The organism is Streptococcus mitis (genome assembly GCF_003942865.1).
GTDB lineage: Bacteria > Bacillota > Bacilli > Lactobacillales > Streptococcaceae > Streptococcus > Streptococcus mitis_BI.
The window spans coordinates 16,917-40,749 of record NZ_RJNZ01000009.1; the positions used below are offsets into that span (position 1 = coordinate 16,917).

Sequence of the window (23,833 nt, forward strand, 5' to 3'; positions counted from 1 at the left end):
ATTTCAGGCTCTTTTTGGTTGGAGCTTGACAAAATTCATCATTGTATGCGAAACTAGAAGAAGATTATTTTATACTCAATGAAAATCAAAGAGCAAACTAGGAAACTAGCCGCAGGTTGCTCAAAGCACTGCTTTGAGGTTGCAGATAAGACTGACGAAGTCAGGAACCATACCTACGTCAAGGCGACGCTGACGTGGTTTGAAGAGATTTTCGAAGAGTATTAACTAGGAGAAGTTATGCGTATTATCTATCTAATTATTGGTTTTTTATCACTGGCCTTGGCTATTATTGGGGTTGTTTTACCCTTGTTGCCTACAACGCCTTTTCTTTTGTTGTCTATTGCTTGTTTTTCAAGAAGTTCCAAGCGCTTCGAAGATTGGCTTTATCATACCAAGCTCTATCAGAGTTATGTAGCTGATTTTCGCGAGACTAAGTCCATTGCGCGTGAACGAAAGAAAAAAATTATCGTATCTATCTACATCTTGATGGGAATTTCCATTTATTTTGCCCCTCTTTTACCGGTCAAAATCGGTCTGGGTGCTTTGACCATCTTTATCACTTATTATCTCTTCAAGGTCATTCCGGATAAAGAATAAAAAATAGTAACTATTTTCCTTGATATAAATGAAAGCATATTCATAATAATATGATATAATAAATTCAAAGTAATCTTCAAGGAGAATCAAATGATTTACGAATTTTGTGCTGAAAATGTGACCTTGCTTGAAAAAGCGATGCAGGCTGGAGCTCGTCGAATCGAACTTTGTGACAATCTAGCAGTTGGTGGGACAACTCCCAGCTATGGAGTGACCAAGGTAGCGGTTGAACTGGCAGCTAACTACGATACGACCATCATGACAATGATTCGTCCACGTGGTGGCGACTTTGTCTATAATGACTTAGAAATTGCTATTATGCTAGAAGACATTCGTTTGACTGCTCAATCTGGCAGTCAAGGAGTTGTATTTGGGGTTTTAACTGCTGATAAGAAGTTGGATAAGCCTAATCTGGAGAAGTTGATAGCTGCGTCAAAAGGAATGGAAATTGTCTTTCATATGGCCTTTGATGAATTGAGTGATAATGATCAACTGGAAGCTATTGACTGGCTTAGTCAAGCTGGAGTCACTCGTATCCTAACTCGCGCTGGTGTGTCTGGCGACTCCTTAGAAAAACGCTTTGCTCACTATCACAGAATTTTGGAACACGCTAAAGGTAAGATTGAAATTCTACCAGGTGGGGGGATTGACCTTGACAACCGTCAAACCTTTATTGACCAGCTGGGCGTGACACAATTGCACGGAACCAAGGTTGTCTTTTAAAAAATAGAAAGGAACTGCTAGCTTTGGGTAGCAGTTTTCACTTATGTTTGAAATTTTTAAATCCTATCAGTTGAATCAAGAAAAGGCTTATGATTATGGTTTTGTAGAAAATAGTGGAGTCTGGACCTATAGTTGCCAGATTTTGCAGGGTGACTTTGTCATGACTGTGTCCGTAGTTGATGGAAACTTGAGCTTTCAAGTCTTTGATCAGGAAACAGGTGACCTCTATCCTCACGTTCATATGGAAAGCATGAGAGGAAGTTTTGTCGGAAATGTCCGTGAGGCTTGTCTGGAGATTCTTTACCAGATTCGGAAGGCTTGTTTTGATGTGCAAGATTTTATCTGCTCTCAGACTAAGCGAATCATGACTCAGGTTCAGGAACAGTATGGTAATCAGTTGGAATATCTATGGGAGAAATCTCCTGATACGGCAGTATTACGTCATGAAGGCAATAAAAAGTGGTATGCCGTCTTGATAAAAATCTCTTGGGATAAGCTGGAAAAGGGCAGAGAAGGACAGGTGGAAGCAGTCAACCTCAAACATGACCAAGTAGCTGATTTACTTTCAAAAAAGGGAATTTATCCAGCCTTTCATATGAACAAACGCTACTGGATTAGTGTGGCCCTTGATGATACTTTATCAGATAAAGAAGTATTGGAATTGATGGAAAAAAGTTGGAACTTAACCACTAAAAAATGAAATATTTCAAGATTTTTCAAGAACTTTCAATTAGCAAAATATTCTCTACTGAAGAAATTTTCAGAAAATATTGGATTTTTTCTTGACAAGTACTTTTGCCTATGCTAAAATACTAAACAAGATATTAAACGAAGGAGAAAGTCAAACATGAAAACAGCTAAGTTTAATCAATTCGCTTTGTTGTTGAGGTACTCGGGCTAGTGCAAAAAGCATTAGTCCTGTTTGGCTTACCAAGCGGGAGTGAATCAACATCTCGCTTGGACTTCTGAGCGAGATGTTTTTTTAAAACCACATTTGGAAAAGGGGAAATTTTATGAGAACAGTTGAATTTCTAGATACCAGCCTTCGGGATGGAGAACAGACACCGGGTGTTAATTTTTCAATCAAGGAAAAAATTGCCATTGCAAGACAGCTGGAGAAATGGGGCATTTCAGCAATTGAAGCTGGTTTTCCAGCGGCTAGCCCAGACTCATTTACGGCAGTGCAGGAGATTGCTAAGGTCTTGAAGAAAACGGCGGTGACTGGTTTGGCACGCTCTGTCAAGTCTGATATTGATGCTTGTTACGAGGCGCTTAAGGATGCTAAGTATCCACAGGTTCATGTCTTTATTGCTACTAGTCCGATTCACCGCAAGTATAAGCTCAATAAGAGCAAGGAAGAGATTTTGGAAGCTATTAAGGAGCATGTTTCTTACGCCCGTTCTAAGTTTGAAGTGGTTGAATTCTCTCCTGAAGATGCAACTAGAACAGAGTTGGATTTCCTCTTGCAAGTTGTTCAAACAGCGGTTGATGCAGGGGCGTCTTATATCAATATTCCTGATACGGTAGGATTTACCACACCAGAGGAATACGGAGCTATCTTCAAACACTTGATTGAGAATGTCAAGACAGATCGTCAGATTATCTATTCACCACACTGTCATGATGACCTCGGAATGGCAGTAGCTAATAGCCTTGCTGCTGTCAAGAACGGAGCAGGACGTATTGAAGGGACTATCAACGGTATTGGGGAGCGAGCTGGGAATGCTGCTTTGGAAGAAATTGCAGTAGCCCTCAATATTCGCCAAGATTACTATCAAGCAGAAACTAGTATTGTTTTAAATGAAACTATCAATACATCAGAAATGGTTTCTCGCTTCTCAGGAATTCCAGTTCCTAAAAACAAGGCCGTCGTTGGAGGTAATGCCTTCTCTCACGAATCTGGTATTCACCAAGACGGAGTCCTTAAAAATCCTCTTACCTATGAAATCATCACCCCTGAATTAGTCGGTGTTAAGAGCAATAGTCTTCCACTTGGAAAATTGTCTGGTCGCCATGCCTTTGTCGAGAAACTAAGAGAATTGGCCCTAGACTTTACAGAAGAGGACATCAAACCACTCTTCGCTAAGTTCAAGGCACTGGCCGACAAGAAACAAGAAATCACAGATGCAGATATTCGTGCTCTGGTAGCTGGAACCATGGTTGAAAACCCAGAAGGATTCCACTTTGATGATTTACAACTTCAAACTCATGCGGATAATGACATTGAAGCGCTTGTTAGCCTGGCCAATATGGATGGTGAGAAAGTCGAATTTAATGCGACAGGGCAAGGTTCCGTTGAAGCAATCTTTAACGCTATCGACAAGTTCTTTAACCAATCCGTCCGCTTGGTGTCCTACACTATTGACGCTGTGACAGATGGAATTGATGCCCAAGCTCGGGTTTTGGTCACTGTTGAAAACAGAGATACAGAAACCATCTTTAATGCAGCAGGGCTTGATTTCGATGTGTTGAAGGCTTCTGCTATTGCCTATATCAATGCTAATACCTTTGTTCAAAAAGAGAATGCTGGTGAGATGGGACGCAGTGTTTCCTATCGTGACATGCCTAGTGTGTAAAGGAGAATGCTATGACAAAAAAAATAGTAGCTCTAGCAGGGGACGGAATTGGCCCAGAAATCATGGAGGCTGGTTTAGAGGTTCTGGAGGCTCTAGCTGAAAAAACAGGTTTTGACTATGAGATTGACAGACGACCCTTCGGAGGTGCAGGTATCGATGCTGCAGGGCATCCCTTACCTGATGAAACCCTCAAGGTATGTCGTGAAGCAGATGCCATTCTCCTAGCGGCTATCGGTAGTCCTCAGTATGATGGAGCAGCGGTTCGGCCTGAACAAGGCTTGCTGGCTCTCCGTAAGGAACTCAATCTCTATGCTAATATTCGCCCTGTCAAAATCTTTGACAGTCTCAAGCATTTGTCACCACTAAAATCAGAACGAATTGCTGGTGTAGATTTTGTCGTTGTACGGGAGTTGACTGGCGGGATTTACTTTGGGGATCATATTCTTGAAGAGCGTAAAGCGCGTGATATCAACGACTATAGCTACGAGGAAGTGGAGCGGATTGTTCGCAAAGCTTTTGAAATTGCAAGAAATCGCAGAAAAATCGTTACTAGTATCGATAAGCAAAATGTTCTAGCGACCTCAAAAATCTGGCGGAAAGTAGCTGATAAGGTCTCACAGGATTTCCCAGATGTAACCTTGGAACACCAGCTGGTAGACTCAGCTGCCATGCTCATGATTACCAATCCTGCCAAGTTCGATGTTATCGTAACGGAGAATCTTTTCGGAGATATCTTATCTGATGAATCAAGCGTTCTATCTGGTACACTTGGAGTTATGCCATCAGCCAGTCATTCTGAAAATGGACCAAGTCTTTATGAACCTATTCACGGTTCAGCGCCTGATATTGCAGGTCAAGGAATTGCCAATCCTATTTCCATGATTTTATCAGTTGCCATGATGTTGAGAGATAGTTTCGGACGTTATGAGGATGCAGAGCGTATCGAGCGTGCTGTTGAGGCAAGTTTAGCAGCTGGAATTTTAACGAGAGATATAGGAGGACAGGCTTCGACCAAGGAAATGACGGAAGCTATTATTGCAAGGTTATGAAGTTAGACGAAAAAATTACTCTAGTCCTTTTGATTTGGAATGTCATGGTTTTCTTGATTTATGGTATTGACAAATCCAAGGCAAGGAGAGGGGCTTGGCGCATCCCTGAGAAAATCTTACTAATTTTAGCCTTTACTTGTGCTGGTTTTGGGGCCTGGTTAGCAGGAATCATCTTTCACCACAAGACTCGAAAATGGTATTTTAAAACAGTTTGGTTTCTAGGGATGGTGTCCACACTAGTAGCCTTATATGTTATTTGGAGGTAATGGATGGCAGGAAAATCGATTTTTGATAAATTATGGGACCGTCATGTCATCACAGGAGAAGAGGGGCAGCCCCAACTCATGTATGTGGACCAGCACTATATTCATGAAGTGACCAGCCCTCAGGCTTTTCAAGGTTTGCGTGATGCAGGTCGCAAATTGAGACGACCAGACTTGACATTTGGAACTTTTGACCACAATGTCCCGACGGTCAATATCTACGATATTCGAGATGTCATTTCCAAGGCTCAAATTGATAAGCTAGCTGAAAATGTTGAGGAGTTTGGGATTGAACATGTCGCCCATGGTTCTGAAAAACAAGGAATTGTTCACATGGTTGGTCCAGAAACAGGACGGACCCAACCGGGGAAATTCATTGTCTGTGGAGACAGCCATACGGCAACCCATGGAGCTTTTGGAGCCATCGCCTTTGGAATTGGGACCAGCGAGGTCGAGCATGTCTTTGCGACACAGACACTCTGGCAGGTCAAACCCAAGAAAATGCTGGTAGAATTTACTGGCGTCCCTCAAAAAGGAGTTTATTCCAAGGATTACATTTTAGCCTTGATTGCCAAGTACGGCGTTGCTTGTGGTGTTGGCTACGTGGTGGAATATCGTGGACAAGCTATTGATGCACTGAGCATGGAAGAGCGAATGACCATCTGCAATATGTCCATCGAGTTTGGATCTAAGATGGGAATCATGAATCCGGATCAGACGACTTATGACTATCTCAAGGGACGCGAATGTGTTCCAGAGGACTTTGAAGAGGCTGTGGCGGATTGGAAAACAATTATCAGTGATGATGATGCTGTTTACGATAAGGTTATCCAGATGGATATCTCAGACTTGGCTCCTATGGTGACCTGGGGAACCAACCCTGCTATGGGGGTTGACTTTGACAGTATCTTCCCAGAAATCAAAGATATGAATGATGAGCGAGCCTACAATTACATGGACTTGGAGCCTGGTCAAAAGCCAGCAGATATTGAACTAGGTTATATCTTTATCGGCTCTTGTACAAATGCTCGTCTCAGCGACTTGCAACTGGCTGCGCGATTTGTCAAAGGAAAGAAAATAGCACCCAACTTAACGGCTATCGTAGTTCCAGGCTCTCGTCCTGTCAAACGAGCTGCTGAGAAGTTGGGCTTGGACAAGGTCTTTCTGGATGCTGGATTTGAGTGGAGAGACCCAGGTTGCTCTATGTGCCTAGGGATGAATCCTGACAAGGTCCCTGATGGTGTTCACTGCGCCTCAACCAGCAACCGTAACTTTGAAGACAGACAAGGCTTTGGTGCTAAGACTCATCTCTGCAGTCCAGCCATGGCAGCAGCAGCAGCTATTGCAGGGCGTTTCGTAGATGTTCGGCAAATGCCAGAAGCCCAGTAAGGAGAGGATATGGAGAAATTCACAGTTTATACGGGAACGACCGTTCCTCTCATGAATGATAACATCGATACCGACCAAATCCTTCCCAAGCAGTTTCTCAAGTTAATTGATAAAAAAGGCTTTGGTAAGTACCTCATGTATGCTTGGCGTTATCTAGACGACAAGTATACTGAGGACCCAGACTTTGTCTTTAACCGACCTGAATACCGCAAAGCCAGTATTCTCATTTCAGGGGATAACTTTGGGGCAGGATCTTCGAGGGAGCACGCCGCTTGGGCTCTAGCGGACTATGGTTTTAAGGTTGTGATTGCGGGGTCTTTCGGTGATATTCATTACAATAATGAACTCAATAATGGCATGTTGCCTATTGTACAGACCAGAGAGGTTCGAGAGAAACTAGCTCAGCTACAACCGACTGACCAGGTAACTGTGGACTTGGAACAACAAAAAATCATCTCACCAATTGGAGAATTCACTTTTGAAATCGATAGCGAATGGAAACACAAACTCTTAAATGGTTTGGATGATATCGGTATCACCTTGCAGTATGAAGATTTGATTGCTGCTTATGAAAAACAACGACCAGCCTACTGGCAGGATTAGAAGAAAATTAGAAAAGGAAATAGAACTATGACAAAACACATTCAATGGAACGGAACACTTTCACAAGAAGGCTATGACATTTTAAAAGGTGAGGGCGGATGTATCGTTTGCCCTACAAAAGTTGGTTACATCATCATGACTAGCGATAAGGCTGGTCTTGAACGTAAGTTTGAAGCCAAAGAACGTAACCGTAACAAACCAGGTGTTGTTCTCTGCGGTAGTATGGATGAGCTTCGTGCTTTAGCACAGCTTAACCAAGAAATTGAAGCCTTTTACCAAAAACATTGGGATGAAGATATTCTTCTTGGTTGTATCCTTCCTTGGAAACCAGAAGCCTTTGAAAAACTAAAAGATTATGGAGATGGCCGTGAAGAACTGATGACGGACGTGCGTGGTACTAGCTGCTTTGTTATCAAGTTCGGGAAAGCTGGTGAACAATTGGCTGCCAAACTTTGGGAAGAAGGTAAAATGGTTTATGCCTCATCAGCCAACCCATCTGGTAAAGGAAACCGTGGTAAGGTAGAAGGTATCGGAGAACGTATCGAAGGAGCAGTGGACCTTGTCATTGAAGCAGACGACTATGTGGCATCAATCCAGCCCGACAAAACGATTGAAACTCGCTACGAGCAAGGTGTGATGGTGTCTATGGTCGATAAAGATGGCAAACTCATCCCAGAACAAGGAGGAGCACGCTCAACTTCACCAGCTCCAGTTGTAATCCGCAAAGGGCTTGACATTGATAAAATCATGATGCACTTGTCAGACGCCTTTAACTCATGGGACTATCGTCAGGGCGAGTATTATTAGGATAAAAAAGAAGTCTAGTGTTAAGAGGGAATACCCTACTCTACATTAGGCTTTTTCTTTAGAAATTCTTTTCTTTTTTTATAGGGTATGATATTCTATATATGAAATATCTAGTTTTTTATTCGAACATTATTATAAAAGGAGTAAGATTGATGCTGAAAAGAAAAATTAGTTTGGATGATTTTTATGCTTGGTACCAAGAAAATAAAATAAGATTAAGAGAAGATGCATCTAAATATAGTATTTACAATGAACAATTACGTGAAGAATTTCTTAAAGAGTGGCCACTTGATAGAATTTTAACCATGTCTATTGATGATTATGTTATTGGGAAAGGTGCTAAAAGTAATTCTTTTTGCTATAGTCTTGAGAGGGGGAAATACAAATCTTTATTTTTAGGTATTGGAGGAGGAGGCTCTTCAAAATTTGGTATTTATTGGAATGAGGATACCCAAAGCTATAAAAATCAAGCTAATAAAATCATTCCTATATCTGAATTGGAGCAACGTTTTAATAAACTAAAAAGAGATCTGTATCAGATTATTCAAATCGGTAGTAAACTTGATTTTGACAATCCTATATTTGATATGAAAAAGTCCACAAATGAATTTATTGGTCGTTCTGCTGTGGTGACAAAACTACTTTGTATTTATTCTGAGAACAATTCTTTTTTAGGAGCAAATATGAATAGTCAGAATGAATTTTGGAATAGGTTGATTCCTCAAAGTAATCAAGGAGGACCCTATCGTCAGAATCATGAGATTTGTAAACTATTTTCTAAAACCTATCCTGAACTAGAATCTTCAATTTTGGGAAGCATTTTATTTGAATATTCAACACAATTTCTATACGATAAAGAAAAGAAAGAAGAAAAAATGTCTGCAGAATATAAGGTTTATCACCCATTGAGTCAAACTCTACTACAATCCAAAAACCTAATCCTCCGAGGTGCACCTGGTACAGGAAAAACTTATCTTGCTAAAGAAATTGCTAAAGATTTAACGGAAGGTCGGGAGGAGCAAATCGGCTTTGTACAGTTTCACCCATCTTATGATTATACGGATTTTGTAGAGGGGCTGAGACCGGTATCAAATGGGGATGGAGCTATTGAGTTTAAGCTAGAGTATGGTATTTTTAAGAAGTTCTGTCAGAGAGCGAAAGAAGCTCAGAAAACTGGAGGCCAAGATAATTTTGAGGAAGCGTGGGATCTTTATCTTGAATATGTAAATAGCAGAGATGAAAAAGAATATTTGACAGAATTTTCCTATCTCACAGTAAATAGTAGAAATAATTTTAATATCAATTATGAAACTAAGTCCCAAGGAACTTGCTTAACAAAATCTTATGTTTATGAACTCTATAAAGATGAAAAATATCTGAAACAGCCCTATTATCGTAACCAAGGAAAAAAAGTCCTTGAAATTTTAAAGAAAAGATTTGGTTTGAAAGACTATATCTCTCCAATAGAGATCAACACAGACAAGAAATTCGTCTTCATCATTGATGAAATCAATCGTGGTGAGATTTCTAAGATTTTTGGTGAACTCTTTTTCTCTATTGACCCTGGCTATCGTGGTGAAAAGGGATGTGTTTCTACTCAGTATGCTAATTTACATGAGACTGATGAGAAATTTTATATCCCTGAAAATGTCTATATTATCGGAACTATGAATGATATTGACCGTTCAGTGGACACCTTTGATTTTGCTATGCGTCGTCGCTTCCGTTTTGTTGAAGTTACTGCCGAGAGTCAAGTTGGTATGCTAGACGATGTTCTCGGTGATGAAGCAGAAGAAGCGAAAAAACGTTTAAGAAACTTAAATGCTGCTATCGAAAATGTTCAGGAGTTAAACAGTCATTATCATATCGGACCAAGTTATTTCCTTAAGTTGAAGGATGTAGATTTTGACTATGAATTACTTTGGTCTGATTACCTTAAACCGCTTTTGGAAGATTACTTACGGGGTTCTTATGAAGAGGATGAAACTCTGGAAACATTGAAAAATGCATTTGATCTGACAAATAACGAGCAAACAGAACCCCAAGATACTGGTGATAATGATGCGAATCACTGATAATCAGCATAGAATTGCTAAAGAAAACTTTGTCGCAGAATATCCCAAACTAAGTCAAGCACTTCTTGATAGAACACTGGATAACCTTTCTAAAGAGGACAATATCTTTATTTTTCCAAATGATTTGACTCATACTCCTGATTTGGATAAGGACCAAAAGATTTTTGAAACAGTCAATCAGGAAATTAAGACAGGTAATGTGATTGGTTTTCTGGGGTGTGATCAGGAAAGATTGATGATTTCTTCTCGTTTTTCTGATGAAAGTGACGACTATTTTTTACATTATCTTTTACAAAAGATTCTCAATATCAATCTGACTAGTTTGGATGTCGGTTTATCTCCTGAAGATAAACTCTATCAACTCTTGGTTTACCTCTTTCCAAAGTATCTGCAAGCTGCTCTTCGAAAAGGTCTTTATAAGGAATACCAGAGATTTTATCATAACGACAGTCATGTAAAGGGAGCCGTTGATGTAGGAAATCATCTTAAGAAAAATCTTCCTTTTACGGGAAATACTGCTTATACAACAAGAGAGTTTGCCTATGATAATCCACTCATGCAGTTGATTCGGCATACGATTGAGTACATAAAGACTCAAAAAAGTTTTGGAGCACTACTCGATAGTAATCGTGAAACTATAACTGAAATTACTCGTGTAACCTCAGCTTATAAACTAGCTGATCGTGTTAAGATTATTAGAATGAATACAATCAAACCCATCCGACATGCCTATTTCAGAGAGTATAGAAAGTTACAGGAACTCTGCTTGATGATTCTAAGTAGAGAAATGCATGGTATTGGACTTCAAGAACAGAGGGTACATGGTATTCTTTTTGATGTTTCCTGGCTTTGGGAAGAGTATGTTTACACCTTGTTACCAAAAGATTTCATCCATCCACGGAATAAAGAAAAGAAAGGAGGTATCCTAGTATTTTCTGATGGGAAACGAAAAGTCTATCCAGATTTTTATGATAGAGAACGAAAGATTGTTCTAGATGCTAAATATAAAAAACTGGAGTTCATTGAAAAAGGAATCAACCGTGAGGACTTGTTCCAGTTGATTTCCTATTCTTATATTTTAGAAGCTGAGAAGGCTGGTCTTGTTTTTCCGAGCGAGGACAAAGTTGTTGATAATGAGATAGGAAAGCTAGCAGGTTATGGAGCTTTGTTAAAGAAATGGTCTATCCAAATTTCTCGGGAGTCTTCATCCTATAGTGAATTTTGTGAAATGATGGAAAATTCAGAAGAAAATTTTAAAGAGAATATTGAAGAGGAAGTAGCGAGAAAATAAAGTTCTTTATCGACTCTAGTGAGTTGATGAGAAATATAAATAACAGATCAAAGACAAACATCATTTTAGTGTTTGTCTTTTTTATATCTTCAGTACTACTATCCTTAAAATGGGTTTGAATCTTTATCAAAACACTTTTCAGTGAAAAATAAAAAGGCTTCCCCGCCAGCATTTTTTCCTTCATTTTGGAATTGCAAACTTCTCTTGTGGAACGTAGATTGTGGCATTCTTTGGCTGTACCAAAAAGTCTCTCCACCGTTTCTTTACGTTTATGGTAAAGTTCCATGTTTCTCTTTTGATGCCGAATTTTCTTACAAATCTCTAAATACTCCTTCCCAATATGGCGAGTAACAGGATAACAGAGAACAAATTGCGCAAATATTAGGATTACTTTTATACTCATGACAGCCATCGAGATTTGTTGTGGAGTAAGATAAGATTTGATTTTCAGTGCAGAGGTAACAGTAATAGTATTCATAGTAGATAAAGTTCTTAGGGCGAATCTTCCATTTCTTTCAACGAGGGCGAGTATAAGTGAATACAGGTGTAATATCTTGGTCAAGGTGGATTATTAATCTTGAGAATAACGACTGTAATTCTTTTCATAAGTAATAAAATGTGGAATCTTATTGTTCAAATTAAGAAATCAAAAATTAGTGATAGGAGGTCTTGTCCTAAATGCTCTTGATGATTTAGCACATGAAACGAATACCATAGAAATATTGGATGAGAGGCTTTTTGATTTAAACTAGAGCATCCTTTATCATCAGAAGCCAAAGAAAAGCCCTTAGAAACTTGTAGACTAAGGGCTTTTTATTCTATTTTTCTATTCCCACTCAACGGTTGCAGGTGGTTTACTTGTAATATCGTAGACGATACGGTTAACATGATCCACTTCGTTTACGATACGTACTGAGATTTTTTGAAGCACTTCCCAAGGAATCTTTGCAAAGTCAGCTGTCATACCATCGATAGAAGTGATCGCACGGACTGCAATCGTGTAGTCATAAGTACGACCGTCACCCATAACGCCGACTGAACGAACGCCTGTGTTCACTGTGAAGTATTGCCAGATATCGCGGTCAAGACCTGCTTTAGCAATTTCTTCACGAAGGATAGCATCTGATTCACGAACAGTTTCAAGTTTCTCTTCAGTGATTTCACCCATAACACGGATAGCAAGTCCTGGTCCTGGAAATGGTTGGCGCCATACGATATGGTCTGGCATACCAAGCTCTGTACCAAGGGCACGAACTTCGTCTTTATAAAGAGTGTTGAGTGGTTCAATCAGTTCAAATTGCATGTCTTCTGGAAGACCACCCACGTTGTGGTGTGACTTAATAGTTTGAGCTGTATCTGTACCAGACTCGATAACGTCTGTATATAAGGTACCTTGAGCAAGGAATTTCACATCTTTGAGCTTGCTTGCTTCGTCATCGAATACATAGACAAACTCGTTACCGATGATTTTACGTTTTTGTTCAGGGTCAGAAACGCCAGCAAGTTTGTCAAGGAAGCGTTTAGCAGCGTCTGCTTTGACGATATTCAAACCAAACTTACCACCAAGCATGTCCATAACTTGGTCCGCTTCTCCTTTACGAAGAAGACCGTGATCCACGAAGATACAGATCAATTGATCGCCAATCGCTTTTTGAAGAAGAACCCCAACGACAGATGAGTCAACCCCACCTGAAAGACCAAGAAGGACACGTTTATCACCGACGGTTTCACGAATTTTTTGGATCTGCATATCGATGAAATTATCCATTGTCCAGTCGCCTTTAGCCTTACAAATGTTAATGGCAAAGTTACGAAGGATATCATTTCCGTATACAGAATGACGAACTTCTGGGTGGAATTGGATACCGTAAATGTGTTTATCTGGGTTTTCAATGGCTGCATAAGGGCAGTCAGCTGATGTACCTGTACGAACAAAGTCAGAAGGAATCTCAGTAACCGCATCACCATGGCTCATCAAAACAGTCTGTTCATCAGGTGTTGATTCAAAAAGTGCTGAAGGTGTGTGTGTTAGGGTTGATTGACCGTATTCACGATTTCCAGCATCACCTGCAGGAACAACTTTTCCTCCAAGTTTATGGGTCAATAACTGCATACCATAACAGATTCCCAAAATAGGAATTCCAAGTTCGAAGATTTCTGGGTCAATATCAAATGAACCATCTTCGTATACAGAGTTTGGACCACCTGATAGGATAATTCCTACAGGATTGATTTCACGAACTTCAGCAGCTGAAATTTTATGGCTTTTTAGTTCTGAAAAAACACCAATCTCACGGATACGGCGTGAAATCAGCTGGTTGTATTGGCTACCATAGTCCAGTACGATGATTTTTTCTACATCTTGCAAATCAGTTGAAATGTTGCTCATCTTTTTCCTTTCTCAAAAGAAATATCTTTTTTCAATATTCTATCACAAATACTAGTGAATTACCAACTAAACAAGGCGAAGTTTGACTTTTTCTAGTTTATTAGGGTACAATAGAGAAAAGATAGAAATGAAGTGAAAAATATGCTACCCGCTTATATGAAAATCCATGATCAGATTAAAAAGGATATTGACGAGCACCGTTGGGCTATTGGTGAGAGACTTCCCAGTGAAAGAGATTTAGCAGAACAGTTTGCGGTCAGTCGCATGACCCTCCGCCAAGCTGTATCTCTATTAGTTGAAGAAGGTGTCTTAGAGCGCCGCGTAGGAAGTGGCACCTTTGTTTCCAGTACTCGGGTACAAGAAAAGATGCGAGGGACAACCAGTTTTACTGAAATTGTTAAGTCTCAAGGTAAAGTACCCTCTAGCCAGCTCATTTCCTACAGAAAAACCATTCCCAATGAGCAGGAAGTTGCCAAGCTAGGAATTTCTCCAACGGACAATATTATCCGAATGGAGCGGGTCCGATATGCCGACCAAGTTCCTCTAGTTTATGAAGTTGCTTCTATTCCTGAAAAATTCATTAAGGACTTTAAAAAAGAAGAAATCACCAGTCATTTCTTCCAAACCTTGCAAAAACACGGCTACCGTATCGGTAAATCACAGCAGACCATCTATGCTCGCCTTGCTAAGGAAAAAATTGCTCACTATTTGGAAGTTGAGAAAGGACATGCTATTCTTGGTTTGACTCAGGTTTCCTACCTAGAAGATGGTACTGCATTTGAATACGTAAAAAGTCAGTATGTAGGCGAACGTTTTGAATTTTATCTTGAGAATAACTAGTCTAGAAAGGCTAGATTTTTTGCTTTCTTAAAAGATTAGAATTGTCAAAACAATCTGTCTAGGCTTGATTTTATCGCTTATTTACTATAAAATGAGAAGGAAAAACGTCAAACTTTTATATTGCAAATAGGAGAAAACATGACAAAAACATTAAAACGTCCTGAGGTTTTATCACCTGCAGGGACTTTAGAGAAGCTAAAGGTAGCTGTTCAGTATGGAGCAGATGCTGTCTTTATCGGTGGTCAGGCCTATGGTCTTCGTAGCCGTGCTGGAAACTTTACCTTTGAACAGATGGAAGAAGGCGTCCAGTTTGCTGCCAAGTACGGTGCAAAGGTCTATGTAGCTGCCAACATGGTGATGCACGAAGGAAATGAAGCTGGTGCTGGTGAGTGGTTCCGTAAACTACGTGATATCGGAATCGCGGCAGTTATCGTGTCTGACCCAGCCTTGATTATGATTGCAGCGACAGAAGCACCAGGTCTTGAAATCCACCTCTCTACCCAAGCAAGTGCCACTAACTATGAAACTCTTGAGTTCTGGAAGGAACTGGGCTTAACTCGTGTTGTTTTGGCGCGTGAGGTTTCAATGGAAGAATTAGCTGAAATTCGCAAACGTACAGATGTTGAGATTGAAGCCTTTGTCCACGGAGCCATGTGTATTTCTTACTCTGGTCGTTGTACCCTTTCTAACCACATGAGTATGCGTGATGCCAACCGTGGTGGATGCTCTCAGTCATGCCGTTGGAAATACGACCTTTACGATATGCCATTTGGGAAGGAACGTAAGAGTCTTAAAGGTGAGATTCCAGAAGAATTTTCAATGTCAGCCGTTGACATGTCCATGATTGACCATATTCCAGATATGATTGAAAATGGTGTGGACAGTCTAAAAATCGAAGGACGCATGAAGTCTATTCACTACGTATCAACAGTAACCAACTGCTACAAGGCGGCTGTGGATGCATATCTTGAAAGTCCTGAAAAGTTTGAAGCTATCAAACAAGACTTGGTGGATGAGATGTGGAAGGTTGCCCAACGTGAATTAGCAACAGGTTTCTACTATGGTACACCATCTGAAAATGAGCAGTTGTTTGGTGCTCGTCGTAAAATTCCTGAGTATAAGTTTGTCGCTGAAGTGGTTTCTTATGATGATGCAACACAAACAGCAACTATTCGTCAACGGAACGTTATTAACGAAGGCGACCAAGTTGAGTTTTATGGCCCAGGTTTCCGTCATTTTGAAACGTATATCGAAGATTTACATGATGCCAAAGGCAATAAAATTGACCGCGCTCCAAATCCAATGGAACTCTTGACTATCAAGGTTCCACAACCTGTTCAAGCTGGAGATATGGTTCGAGCTCTCAAAGAAGGACTTATCAATCTTTATAAGGAAGATGGCACCAGCGTCACAGTTCGTGCTTAATAAGCGTGCAGGAGACGAAAGCTTTCTAGTTGCTTTCCCTTTAATCCTACTTACTAAAGAGCATTAGGTTAAAGAAAATATATTAATTTCCATCCGAGATTTCATCTCGGATTTTCATTATTTTTCAGAAAGACCTAGATAATGGAGGGATTTGTTACAAGTTTTTTCCAAAGTTTTCTATATAATAGACTTAAAAATAGTAAAATTGTAAATAATTTTCATTAAACGCTTTCAACGTAAGTAAAAAGTTGACAAATCCAATTTTTAGGACTAAACTAAGTAAGTAAATTTTAATTAAAAGGAGAATTCGTCATGAATTTAACATTTTTCGGTCTATGTCTTGCCTGTATGGGTGTATCTCTTGGTGAAGGTATGTTGATGAACGGTTTGTTGAAATCAGTTGCTCGCCAACCAGATATCATCTCAGAACTACGTAGTTTGATGATCCTAGGGGTTGCCTTTATTGAAGGTACTTTCTTCGTTACTCTTGTCTTTTCATTTATCATCAAATAAAAGAAGTATAAATTGAAAAAGGGAGGATTTTAGATGGAAGAAAGTATTAATCCAACCATCAATATTGGTCCTGTTACCTTTAATTTAACCATAGTAGTTTTGACTTTGTTGACTGTAGCACTTATTTTTGGCTTTATTTATTGGGCAACTCGAAATATGACTTTGAGACCCACAGGAAAACAAAATGTATTAGAGTATTTATTTGATTTTGTCGTTGGATTTACAAAATCAAACCTTGGTCCAATGATAAAGGATTATTCTCTCTTTTATTTCTGTTTATTCCTATTTATGGCCATTGCAAATAATATTGGCTTAATGGCTAGAATTCAGACTACAGATGGTGTAAATCTTTGGACCTCACCAACAGCAAATTTGTCATTTGACTTGGTCTTGTCTTTTACAATTATCTTAATGACACACGTAGAAGGAATTCGTCGTCGTGGAATCAAAAAGTATTTAAAAGCATTTGTAACACCAGGTTTTATGACACCAATGAATCTCTTGGAAGAAGTTACCAATCTCCTTTCACTTGCATTGCGGGTCTTTGGTAATATCTTTGCAGGGGAAGTGATGGCAAGTATGTTAGTCCTACTTTCTCATCAGGCCTTCTATTGGTATCCTATTGCTTTTGGAACAAATCTAATCTGGACTGCATTTTCTGTTTTTATTTCTTGTGTACAAGCATATGTATTTACATTGTTATCTTCAATGTACCTAGGAAATAAAATTAATGATGAAGAATAGAAAGGAGTAGTTTATGAATGTAACAGTAGGTGAATTACTTGGTGATTTTATACTAATCGCTGGTTCCTTTATTCTCTTGCTAGTCTTGGTTAAGAAATACGCTTGGTCAAATTTGACTAGCATTTTCGAACAAAGAGCAGAAAAAATTGCAGCAGATATTGACGGAGCTGAACAAGCACGTCAAAAAGCAGAAGTATTGGCTCAGAAACGCGAAGATGAATTGGCTGGTAGCCGCAAAGAAGCTAAGACAATCATTGAGAATGCGAAAGAAACAGCTGAGAAAAGCAAAGCTAGTATTTTAGCAGATGCTAAGCTAGAAGCAGGACGCTTGAAAGAAAAAGCGAACCAAGAAATTGCTCAAAATAAAGCTGAAGCTTTACAAAGCGTTAAGGGTGAGGTAGCAGATTTGACAATCAGCTTGGCTGGTAAAATCATCTCACAAAACCTTGACGGTCATGCCCATAAAGAACTCATTGATCAGTATATCGATCAGCTAGGAGAAGCTTAATGGACAAGAAAACAGTAAAGGTAATTGAAAAATACAGCATGCCTTTTGTCCAATTGGTTTTAGAAAAAGGAGAAGAAGACCGTATCTTTTCAGACTTAGCTCAAATCAAGCAAGTTGCTGAAGAAACAGGCTTACCTTCTTTTTTAAAAAAAGTGGCAGTAGACGAGTCTGACAAGGAAAAAACGATTGCGTTCTTCCAAGATTCAGTGTCGACTTTATTGCAAAACTTTATTCAGGTTCTTATCTGCAATCACAGAGCAAATCTTTTTTATGATATTCTTGTAGATTGCTTGAACCGACTTGAAAAAGAAACAAATCGATTTGAAGTGACGATTAGGTCAGCTCATCCTTTAACTGATGAACAGAAGAGTCGCTTGCTCCCTTTGATTGAGAAAAAAATGTCTCTTAAAGTAAGGAGTGTAAAAGAGCAAATCGATGAAAGTCTTATTGGTGGTTTTGTCATTTTTGCCAATCACAAGACAATTGATGTGAGTATTAAACAACAACTTAAAGTTGTTAAAGAAAATTTGAAATAGAAAGTGGTGTTCTTTTGGCAATTAACGCACAAGAAATCAGCGCTTTAATTAAGCAACAAATTGAAAATTTCAAACCCAATTTTGATGTGACTGAAACAGGTGTTGTAACCTATATCGGGGATGGTATCGCGCGTGCTCACGGCCTTGAAAATGCCATGAGTGGAGAGTTGTTGATTTTTGAAAACGGCTCTTATGGTATGGCTCAAAACTTGGAGTCAACAGATGTTGGTATTATCATCCTGGGTGACTTTACAGATATCCGTGAAGGCGATACAATCCGCCGTACAGGTAAAATCATGGAAGTCCCAGTAGGTGAAAGTCTGATTGGTCGTGTTGTGGACCCACTTGGTCGTCCAGTTGACGGTCTTGGAGAAATCCACACTGATAAAACTCGTCCAGTAGAAGCACCAGCTCCTGGTGTTATGCAACGTAAATCTGTATCAGAACCATTGCAAACTGGTTTGAAAGCTATCGACGCCCTTGTACCGATTGGCCGTGGTCAACGTGAGTTGATTATCGGTGACCGTCAGACAGGGAAAACAACCATTGCGATTGATACAATCTTGAACCAAAAAGGTCAAGATATGATCTGTATCTATGTTGCGATTGGACAAAAAGAATCAACAGTTCGTACGCAAGTAGAAACACTACGTCAGTACGGTGCCTTGGATTACACAATCGTTGTGACAGCCTCTGCTTCACAACCATCTCCCTTGCTCTTCCTAGCTCCTTATGCTGGGGTTGCCATGGCGGAAGAATTTATGTACCAAGGTAAGCATGTTTTGATCGTTTATGATGATCTTTCAAAACAAGCGGTAGCTTATCGTGAACTGTCTCTCTTGCTTCGTCGTCCTCCAGGTCGTGAAGCTTTCCCAGGGGATGTTTTCTACCTTCACAGCCGTTTGCTTGAGCGCTCAGCTAAAGTTTCTGATGAACTTGGTGGTGGATCTATTACAGCCCTACCGTTTATCGAGACACAAGCAGGAGATATCTCTGCCTATATCGCAACCAACGTGATTTCAATCACTGATGGACAAATCTTCCTTGGTGATGGTCTCTTCAATGCGGGTATTCGTCCAGCCATTGACGCGGGTTCATCTGTATCTCGTGTAGGTGGTTCTGCACAAATTAAAGCCATGAAGAAGGTTGCTGGTACACTTCGTATCGACCTCGCTTCATACCGTGAGTTGGAAGCCTTCACTAAGTTTGGTTCTGACTTGGACGCAGCAACACAGGCTAAGTTGAACCGTGGACGTCGTACAGTTGAAGTTTTGAAACAACCTGTTCACAAACCATTACCTGTTGAGAAACAAGTAACCATTCTCTATGCTTTGACACACGGTTTCTTGGATACTGTTCCTGTAGATGAAATTGTTCGTTTCGAGGAAGAGTTCTATGCCTTCTTTGATGCTCAACATCCAGAGATTTTGGAAACCATTCGTGATACAAAAGACTTGCCAGAAGAAGCAGTCTTGGATGCTGCGATTACAGAGTTTCTCAATCAAACCAGCTTCCAGTAAGAATAGAGGTGTCAGATGGCAGTATCTCTAAATGATATTAAAACAAAAATCGCCTCAACAAAAAATACGAGTCAAATCACTAATGCCATGCAGATGGTATCAGCTGCTAAGCTAGGTCGTTCTGAAGAAGCTGCTCGCAACTTCCAAGTTTATGCTCAGAAAGTTCGTAAACTTTTGACGGATATTCTTCATGGGAATGGAGCTGGTAGTTCAACTAATCCGATGTTGATTAGCCGTCCAGTTAAGAAGACAGGCTATATCGTCATTACTTCAGACCGAGGTTTGGTTGGAGGTTATAATTCCTCTATTCTGAAAGCTGTTATGGAGTTGAAGGAGGAATACCATCCAGACGGTAAAGGTTTTGAAATGATCTGTATTGGTGGAATGGGAGCTGATTTCTTTAAGGCTCGTGGTATTCAACCACTTTATGAATTACGTGGCTTGGCAGACCAACCTAGCTTTGATGAAGTCCGTAAGATTATTTCAAAAACTGTTGAAATGTATCAAAATGAACTTTTTGATGAACTCTATGTCTGCTATAACCACCATGTCAATACGCTAACCAGTCAAATGCGTGTGGAACAAATGCTTCCAATTGTTGACTTGGATCCAAATGAAGCAGATGACAGTTACAGCTTGACCTTTGAATTGGAAACTAGCCGAGAAGAAATTTTGGAGCAGTTGTTGCCTCAGTTTGCAGAAAGTATGATTTATGGTGCTATTATCGATGCTAAGACAGCTGAAAATGCTGCAGGTATGACAGCCATGCAAACAGCGACAGATAATGCTAAGAAAGTCATTAATGATTTGACAATTCAGTATAACCGTGCCAGACAGGCGGCGATTACACAAGAAATTACAGAAATCGTAGCAGGAGCTAGTGCCTTAGAATAGGCACTAGTCCAGCTCGTATGAAAATGAACTTAGGACCTAGTTAAGCTAGGGACCGACAGTATCTTATATAGAATAGGAGAAGGAGATGAGTTCAGGTAAAATTGCTCAGGTTATCGGTCCCGTTGTAGACGTCTTGTTTGCAGCAGGGGAAAAACTTCCTGAGATTAACAATGCACTTGTCGTCTACAAAAATGACGAAAGAAAAACAAAAATCGTCCTTGAAGTAGCCTTGGAGTTGGGAGATGGTATGGTCCGTACTATCGCCATGGAATCAACAGATGGTTTGACTCGTGGAATGGAAGTATTGGACACAGGTCGTCCAATCTCTGTACCAGTAGGTAAAGAAACTTTGGGACGTGTCTTCAATGTTTTGGGAGATACCATTGACTTGGAAGCTCCTTTTACAGAAGATGCAGAGCGTCAGCCAATTCATAAAAAAGCTCCAACTTTTGATGAGTTGTCTACCTCTTCTGAAATCCTTGAAACAGGGATTAAGGTTATCGACCTTCTTGCCCCTTATCTAAAAGGTGGTAAGGTTGGACTTTTCGGTGGTGCCGGAGTTGGTAAAACCGTCTTAATCCAAGAATTGATTCACAACATTGCCCAAGAACACGGTGGTATTTCAGTATTTACCGGTGTTGGGGAACGTACTCGTGAAGGGAACGACCTTTACTGGGAAATGAAAGAATCAGGCGTTATCGAGAAAACAGCCATGGTATTTGGTCAGATGAATGAGCCACCAGGAGCACGTATGCGTGTTGCCCTTACTGGTTTGACAATCGCCGAATACTTCCGTGATGTAGAAGGCCAAGACGTGCTTCTCTTTATCGATAATATCTTCCGTTTCACTCAGGCTGGTTCAGAAGTATCTGCCCTTTTGGGTCGTATGCCGTCAGCCGTTGGTTACCAACCAACACTTGCTACGGAAATGGGTCAATTGCAAGAGCGTATTACATCAACTAAAAAGGGTTCTGTAACCTCTATCCAGGCTATCTATGTGCCAGCTGATGACTATACTGACCCAGCGCCAGCAACAGCCTTCGCCCACTTGGATTCAACAACTAACTTGGAACGTAAGTTGGTACAATTGGGTATCTACCCAGCCGTTGACCCACTTGCTTCAAGCTCACGTGCCTTGGCACCTGAAATCGTTGGAGAAGAGCACTATGCAGTTGCTGCTGAAGTAAAACGTGTTCTTCAACGTTATCATGAATTGCAAGATATCATTGCCATCCTTGGTATGGATGAGCTTTCTGATGAAGAAAAGACCTTGGTTGCTCGTGCTCGTCGTATCCAGTTCTTCTTGTCACAAAACTTCAATGTTGCTGAACAATTTACTGGCCAGCCTGGTTCTTATGTTCCAGTTGCTGAAACTGTACGTGGCTTTAAGGAAATCCTTGATGGTAAACACGATCACTTGCCAGAAGATGCCTTCCGTGGGGTTGGTTCTATCGAAGATGTGATTGCAAAAGCTGAAAAAATGGGATTTTAAGAGGTGATCTATGGCTCAGTTAACTGTCCAGATCGTGACACCAGATGGTCTCGTCTATGATCACCATGCCAGCTATGTATCGGTTCGAACTCTGGATGGTGAGATGGGGATCTTGCCACGACATGAAAATATGATTGCGGTTTTAGCAGTTGATGAAGTAAAGGTAAAACGTATTGATGATGAAGATCACGTGAACTGGATTGCAGTAAACGGAGGTGTTATCGAAGTTGCCAATGGCGTTATCACAATTGTTGCTGACTCTGCAGAACGTGCTCGTGATATCGACGTTAGTCGTGCAGAACGTGCCAAACTTCGAGCAGAGCGTGAAATTGAAGAAGCACAAGACAAACACTTGATTGACCAAGAACGTCGTGCGAAGATTGCACTGCAACGTGCCATTAACCGGATTAATGTCGGAAATAGACTATAAGAAAAAAATGAACTTGAGTTACCAAGTTCATTTTTTATGTTTTCTTAAGGGGCAAAACTGATGCAGACTGCTTCTGGTACATGGAAGTTGTTAGAAAGTTCTGCTAGACGACCAGTTTCAGGGTTGCGTTTAAAGACGGTTGCATTGTCAGAGTCCTGATGGACAGCAATGACAAATTCTTGATCCGGTGTCAAATCAAAATCACGTGGAGTCTGACCATGTGTCGGAACGATTTCTAACAACTCTAAGCTACCGTCCGCAAGAATTGTATAAACTGCAATAGAATCATGACCACGGTTAGAAGCGTAGAGGTATTTACCATCTTTAGAGAGACGAATAGCAGCAGTACCATTAAAGCCTTCATAACCGTCTGGTAGAGTTGAAATGACTTGCATGCGCTCAAATTCGCCAACACCATCGTAGATTAGAACCTCGATAGTGCTATTGAGTTCACAAATGAGATAAGCAATTTTATAATGGTTATGGAAAATAATATGCCGTGAGCCTGCTCCTGGCTGGCTATGATAGGTATAGAGCTTAGATAATTTTCCTTCTGGATCAAGATCATAAGTAATTACTTGGTCAGTACCCAAGTCGCAGGTCACTAGATAGTGGTCAGGTGTTAAATCTGTAAAGTGAACATGGGGAGAAGCTTGATTTTCATGTGGACCTTGGCCACTGTGTTGATCAACATCACTAAGTAGAAGACGACCATCTTCCTGACGTTTATAAACAAGGACCTGTCCCTTGTGGTAGTTGGCGGCATAGACCAAATCACGCTTTTCATCAACGGCAACATAACAGTGGGGAGCTCCTTCTTCAACGACATGATTTAATAAAGTCCCATCAGTTTGATAGGCTGCAATACCCCCCTTATTGTCTTGACTACCAACAGTGTATAGATGTTGGTGCTGGTCAAAGGCAAGGTAGGTTGGACTTGGCTCAGCTGCAAAAAGTTCTAGATTTGAAAGCTGACCAGTTTCTGTATCAAAGTCTGCCTTGTAAATCCCTTGGGAAGTACGACGTGTGTAAGTTCCAAAATAAACAGTTTCTTTCATGACTATACCTCTTTATAAAGATAATACTATTATATCACAAAATAGATTCACAATATGATATGCGGTACAATTCAATGGTATGTAAGCACTTTAAAAAAGAGTTATTTTGAT

24 protein-coding genes are annotated in these 23,833 nt (G+C 40.2%); 21 read left to right on the plus strand and 3 right to left on the minus strand.

Annotated elements, in window-relative coordinates:
• Window positions 1–237: 237 nt before the first annotated feature.
• The 11 genes from D8845_RS06870 to D8845_RS06920 all read left to right on the plus strand — a co-directional run bounded on the left by D8845_RS06870 (window position 238) and on the right by D8845_RS06920 (window position 11,373).
• Window positions 238–597, plus strand: coding sequence for a YbaN family protein (locus tag D8845_RS06870; protein ID WP_125452936.1), 360 nt, complete (start codon window positions 238–240; stop codon window positions 595–597).
• A 90-nt stretch (window positions 598–687) separates the two neighbouring features.
• Window positions 688–1,320, plus strand: a complete 633-nt coding sequence (locus tag D8845_RS06875) for a copper homeostasis protein CutC (RefSeq protein ID WP_125452937.1) — start codon at window positions 688–690, stop codon at window positions 1,318–1,320.
• A 43-nt stretch (window positions 1,321–1,363) separates the two neighbouring features.
• Window positions 1,364–2,020 (plus strand): MmcQ/YjbR family DNA-binding protein, encoded by a 657-nt coding sequence (locus tag D8845_RS06880; RefSeq protein ID WP_125452938.1) that lies wholly within the window; start codon window positions 1,364–1,366, stop codon window positions 2,018–2,020.
• Between the two features lie 313 nt (window positions 2,021–2,333).
• Window positions 2,334–3,896, plus strand: a complete 1,563-nt coding sequence (locus tag D8845_RS06885; protein WP_125452939.1) for a 2-isopropylmalate synthase — start codon at window positions 2,334–2,336, stop codon at window positions 3,894–3,896.
• Window positions 3,897–3,907: 11 nt separating this feature from the next.
• Entirely contained in the window at window positions 3,908–4,945 is a 1,038-nt protein-coding gene (gene leuB / locus D8845_RS06890; protein ID WP_125452940.1) for a 3-isopropylmalate dehydrogenase, read from the plus strand.
• Window positions 4,942–5,211 (plus strand): DUF1294 domain-containing protein, encoded by a 270-nt coding sequence (locus tag D8845_RS06895; RefSeq protein WP_125452941.1) that lies wholly within the window; start codon window positions 4,942–4,944, stop codon window positions 5,209–5,211. The genes leuB and D8845_RS06895 overlap by 4 nt, the downstream gene beginning before the upstream one ends.
• A gap of 3 nt (window positions 5,212–5,214) precedes the next feature.
• A complete protein-coding gene (gene leuC, locus D8845_RS06900) occupies window positions 5,215–6,597 on the plus strand; it encodes a 3-isopropylmalate dehydratase large subunit (RefSeq protein ID WP_125452942.1) in 1,383 nt (460 codons plus the stop codon).
• 9 nt (window positions 6,598–6,606) lie between these two features.
• Window positions 6,607–7,200 carry a 3-isopropylmalate dehydratase small subunit gene (gene leuD / locus D8845_RS06905; protein ID WP_125452943.1) on the plus strand — a complete coding sequence of 198 codons (594 nt, stop codon included), beginning with the start codon at window positions 6,607–6,609 and terminating at the stop codon, window positions 7,198–7,200.
• Between the two features lie 27 nt (window positions 7,201–7,227).
• Window positions 7,228–8,007, plus strand: coding sequence for an L-threonylcarbamoyladenylate synthase (locus tag D8845_RS06910; RefSeq protein ID WP_125452944.1), 780 nt, complete (start codon window positions 7,228–7,230; stop codon window positions 8,005–8,007).
• Window positions 8,008–8,159: 152 nt separating this feature from the next.
• A complete protein-coding gene (locus D8845_RS06915; RefSeq protein ID WP_125452983.1) occupies window positions 8,160–10,082 on the plus strand; it encodes an McrB family protein in 1,923 nt (640 codons plus the stop codon).
• On the plus strand, window positions 10,069–11,373 hold the full coding sequence (locus D8845_RS06920; RefSeq protein WP_125452982.1) for an McrC family protein: 1,305 nt from the start codon (window positions 10,069–10,071) through the stop codon (window positions 11,371–11,373). The genes D8845_RS06915 and D8845_RS06920 overlap by 14 nt, the downstream gene beginning before the upstream one ends.
• Here the strand turns inward: D8845_RS06920 and D8845_RS10600 are convergent.
• Together D8845_RS10600 and guaA are read right to left on the minus strand one after the other, a co-directional pair.
• Entirely contained in the window at window positions 11,336–11,851 is a 516-nt protein-coding gene (locus D8845_RS10600) for a hypothetical protein (RefSeq protein ID WP_125452945.1), read from the minus strand. The two genes, D8845_RS06920 and D8845_RS10600, sit on opposite strands and share 38 nt — an antisense overlap.
• A gap of 348 nt (window positions 11,852–12,199) precedes the next feature.
• Complete coding sequence (gene guaA / locus D8845_RS06930) at window positions 12,200–13,762, minus strand: glutamine-hydrolyzing GMP synthase (protein ID WP_125452946.1); 1,563 nt, start codon at window positions 13,760–13,762, stop codon at window positions 12,200–12,202.
• Window positions 13,763–13,903: 141 nt separating this feature from the next.
• On the opposite strand from guaA, the gene D8845_RS06935 reads away from it, so the two are divergent.
• From D8845_RS06935 to D8845_RS06980, 10 genes are all read left to right on the plus strand, one after another.
• Window positions 13,904–14,602: a GntR family transcriptional regulator gene (locus tag D8845_RS06935; protein WP_125452984.1), complete on the plus strand. Its 699-nt coding sequence runs from the start codon at window positions 13,904–13,906 to the stop codon at window positions 14,600–14,602.
• A gap of 138 nt (window positions 14,603–14,740) precedes the next feature.
• Window positions 14,741–16,027, plus strand: coding sequence for a peptidase U32 family protein (locus tag D8845_RS06940; RefSeq protein WP_024057185.1), 1,287 nt, complete (start codon window positions 14,741–14,743; stop codon window positions 16,025–16,027).
• 312 nt (window positions 16,028–16,339) lie between these two features.
• The gene (locus tag D8845_RS06945) at window positions 16,340–16,540 is read left to right on the plus strand and encodes a F0F1 ATP synthase subunit C (RefSeq protein WP_001054560.1); all 201 of its coding nucleotides are present in this window, start codon (window positions 16,340–16,342) and stop codon (window positions 16,538–16,540) included.
• 33 nt (window positions 16,541–16,573) lie between these two features.
• Window positions 16,574–17,284 (plus strand): F0F1 ATP synthase subunit A, encoded by a 711-nt coding sequence (gene atpB, locus D8845_RS06950; protein WP_000392870.1) that lies wholly within the window; start codon window positions 16,574–16,576, stop codon window positions 17,282–17,284.
• A gap of 13 nt (window positions 17,285–17,297) precedes the next feature.
• Window positions 17,298–17,792, plus strand: coding sequence for a F0F1 ATP synthase subunit B (gene atpF / locus D8845_RS06955; RefSeq protein ID WP_001103468.1), 495 nt, complete (start codon window positions 17,298–17,300; stop codon window positions 17,790–17,792).
• Window positions 17,792–18,328, plus strand: a complete 537-nt coding sequence (locus D8845_RS06960) for a F0F1 ATP synthase subunit delta (RefSeq protein ID WP_094753196.1) — start codon at window positions 17,792–17,794, stop codon at window positions 18,326–18,328. The genes atpF and D8845_RS06960 overlap by 1 nt, the downstream gene beginning before the upstream one ends.
• 14 nt (window positions 18,329–18,342) lie before the next feature.
• A complete protein-coding gene (gene atpA, locus D8845_RS06965) occupies window positions 18,343–19,848 on the plus strand; it encodes a F0F1 ATP synthase subunit alpha (RefSeq protein ID WP_125452947.1) in 1,506 nt (501 codons plus the stop codon).
• Between the two features lie 15 nt (window positions 19,849–19,863).
• The gene (locus D8845_RS06970) at window positions 19,864–20,742 is read left to right on the plus strand and encodes a F0F1 ATP synthase subunit gamma (protein ID WP_000301224.1); all 879 of its coding nucleotides are present in this window, start codon (window positions 19,864–19,866) and stop codon (window positions 20,740–20,742) included.
• 85 nt (window positions 20,743–20,827) lie between these two features.
• A complete protein-coding gene (gene atpD, locus D8845_RS06975) occupies window positions 20,828–22,234 on the plus strand; it encodes a F0F1 ATP synthase subunit beta (RefSeq protein ID WP_000094357.1) in 1,407 nt (468 codons plus the stop codon).
• 10 nt (window positions 22,235–22,244) lie between these two features.
• The gene (locus D8845_RS06980) at window positions 22,245–22,664 is read left to right on the plus strand and encodes a F0F1 ATP synthase subunit epsilon (RefSeq protein WP_125452948.1); all 420 of its coding nucleotides are present in this window, start codon (window positions 22,245–22,247) and stop codon (window positions 22,662–22,664) included.
• Window positions 22,665–22,708: 44 nt separating this feature from the next.
• Here the strand turns inward: D8845_RS06980 and D8845_RS06985 are convergent, their stop codons facing one another.
• The gene (locus tag D8845_RS06985) at window positions 22,709–23,722 is read right to left on the minus strand and encodes a lactonase family protein (protein WP_125452949.1); all 1,014 of its coding nucleotides are present in this window, start codon (window positions 23,720–23,722) and stop codon (window positions 22,709–22,711) included.
• Between the last annotated feature and the right edge of the window lie 111 nt (window positions 23,723–23,833).

Coding starts and splice junctions, on each gene's coding strand:
- D8845_RS06870 (WP_125452936.1), top strand. CDS start 238: ATGCGTATTATCTATCTAATTATTGGTTTTTTATCACTGGCCTTGGCT.
- D8845_RS06875 (WP_125452937.1), top strand. CDS start 688: ATGATTTACGAATTTTGTGCTGAAAATGTGACCTTGCTTGAAAAAGCG.
- D8845_RS06880 (WP_125452938.1), top strand. CDS start 1,364: ATGTTTGAAATTTTTAAATCCTATCAGTTGAATCAAGAAAAGGCTTAT.
- D8845_RS06885 (WP_125452939.1), top strand. CDS start 2,334: ATGAGAACAGTTGAATTTCTAGATACCAGCCTTCGGGATGGAGAACAG.
- leuB (WP_125452940.1), top strand. CDS start 3,908: ATGACAAAAAAAATAGTAGCTCTAGCAGGGGACGGAATTGGCCCAGAA.
- D8845_RS06895 (WP_125452941.1), top strand. CDS start 4,942: ATGAAGTTAGACGAAAAAATTACTCTAGTCCTTTTGATTTGGAATGTC.
- leuC (WP_125452942.1), top strand. CDS start 5,215: ATGGCAGGAAAATCGATTTTTGATAAATTATGGGACCGTCATGTCATC.
- leuD (WP_125452943.1), top strand. CDS start 6,607: ATGGAGAAATTCACAGTTTATACGGGAACGACCGTTCCTCTCATGAAT.
- D8845_RS06910 (WP_125452944.1), top strand. CDS start 7,228: ATGACAAAACACATTCAATGGAACGGAACACTTTCACAAGAAGGCTAT.
- D8845_RS06915 (WP_125452983.1), top strand. CDS start 8,160: ATGCTGAAAAGAAAAATTAGTTTGGATGATTTTTATGCTTGGTACCAA.
- D8845_RS06920 (WP_125452982.1), top strand. CDS start 10,069: ATGCGAATCACTGATAATCAGCATAGAATTGCTAAAGAAAACTTTGTC.
- D8845_RS10600 (WP_125452945.1), bottom strand. CDS start 11,851: ATGAATACTATTACTGTTACCTCTGCACTGAAAATCAAATCTTATCTT.
- guaA (WP_125452946.1), bottom strand. CDS start 13,762: ATGAGCAACATTTCAACTGATTTGCAAGATGTAGAAAAAATCATCGTA.
- D8845_RS06935 (WP_125452984.1), top strand. CDS start 13,904: ATGCTACCCGCTTATATGAAAATCCATGATCAGATTAAAAAGGATATT.
- D8845_RS06940 (WP_024057185.1), top strand. CDS start 14,741: ATGACAAAAACATTAAAACGTCCTGAGGTTTTATCACCTGCAGGGACT.
- D8845_RS06945 (WP_001054560.1), top strand. CDS start 16,340: ATGAATTTAACATTTTTCGGTCTATGTCTTGCCTGTATGGGTGTATCT.
- atpB (WP_000392870.1), top strand. CDS start 16,574: ATGGAAGAAAGTATTAATCCAACCATCAATATTGGTCCTGTTACCTTT.
- atpF (WP_001103468.1), top strand. CDS start 17,298: ATGAATGTAACAGTAGGTGAATTACTTGGTGATTTTATACTAATCGCT.
- D8845_RS06960 (WP_094753196.1), top strand. CDS start 17,792: ATGGACAAGAAAACAGTAAAGGTAATTGAAAAATACAGCATGCCTTTT.
- D8845_RS06970 (WP_000301224.1), top strand. CDS start 19,864: ATGGCAGTATCTCTAAATGATATTAAAACAAAAATCGCCTCAACAAAA.
- atpD (WP_000094357.1), top strand. CDS start 20,828: ATGAGTTCAGGTAAAATTGCTCAGGTTATCGGTCCCGTTGTAGACGTC.
- D8845_RS06980 (WP_125452948.1), top strand. CDS start 22,245: ATGGCTCAGTTAACTGTCCAGATCGTGACACCAGATGGTCTCGTCTAT.
- D8845_RS06985 (WP_125452949.1), bottom strand. CDS start 23,722: ATGAAAGAAACTGTTTATTTTGGAACTTACACACGTCGTACTTCCCAA.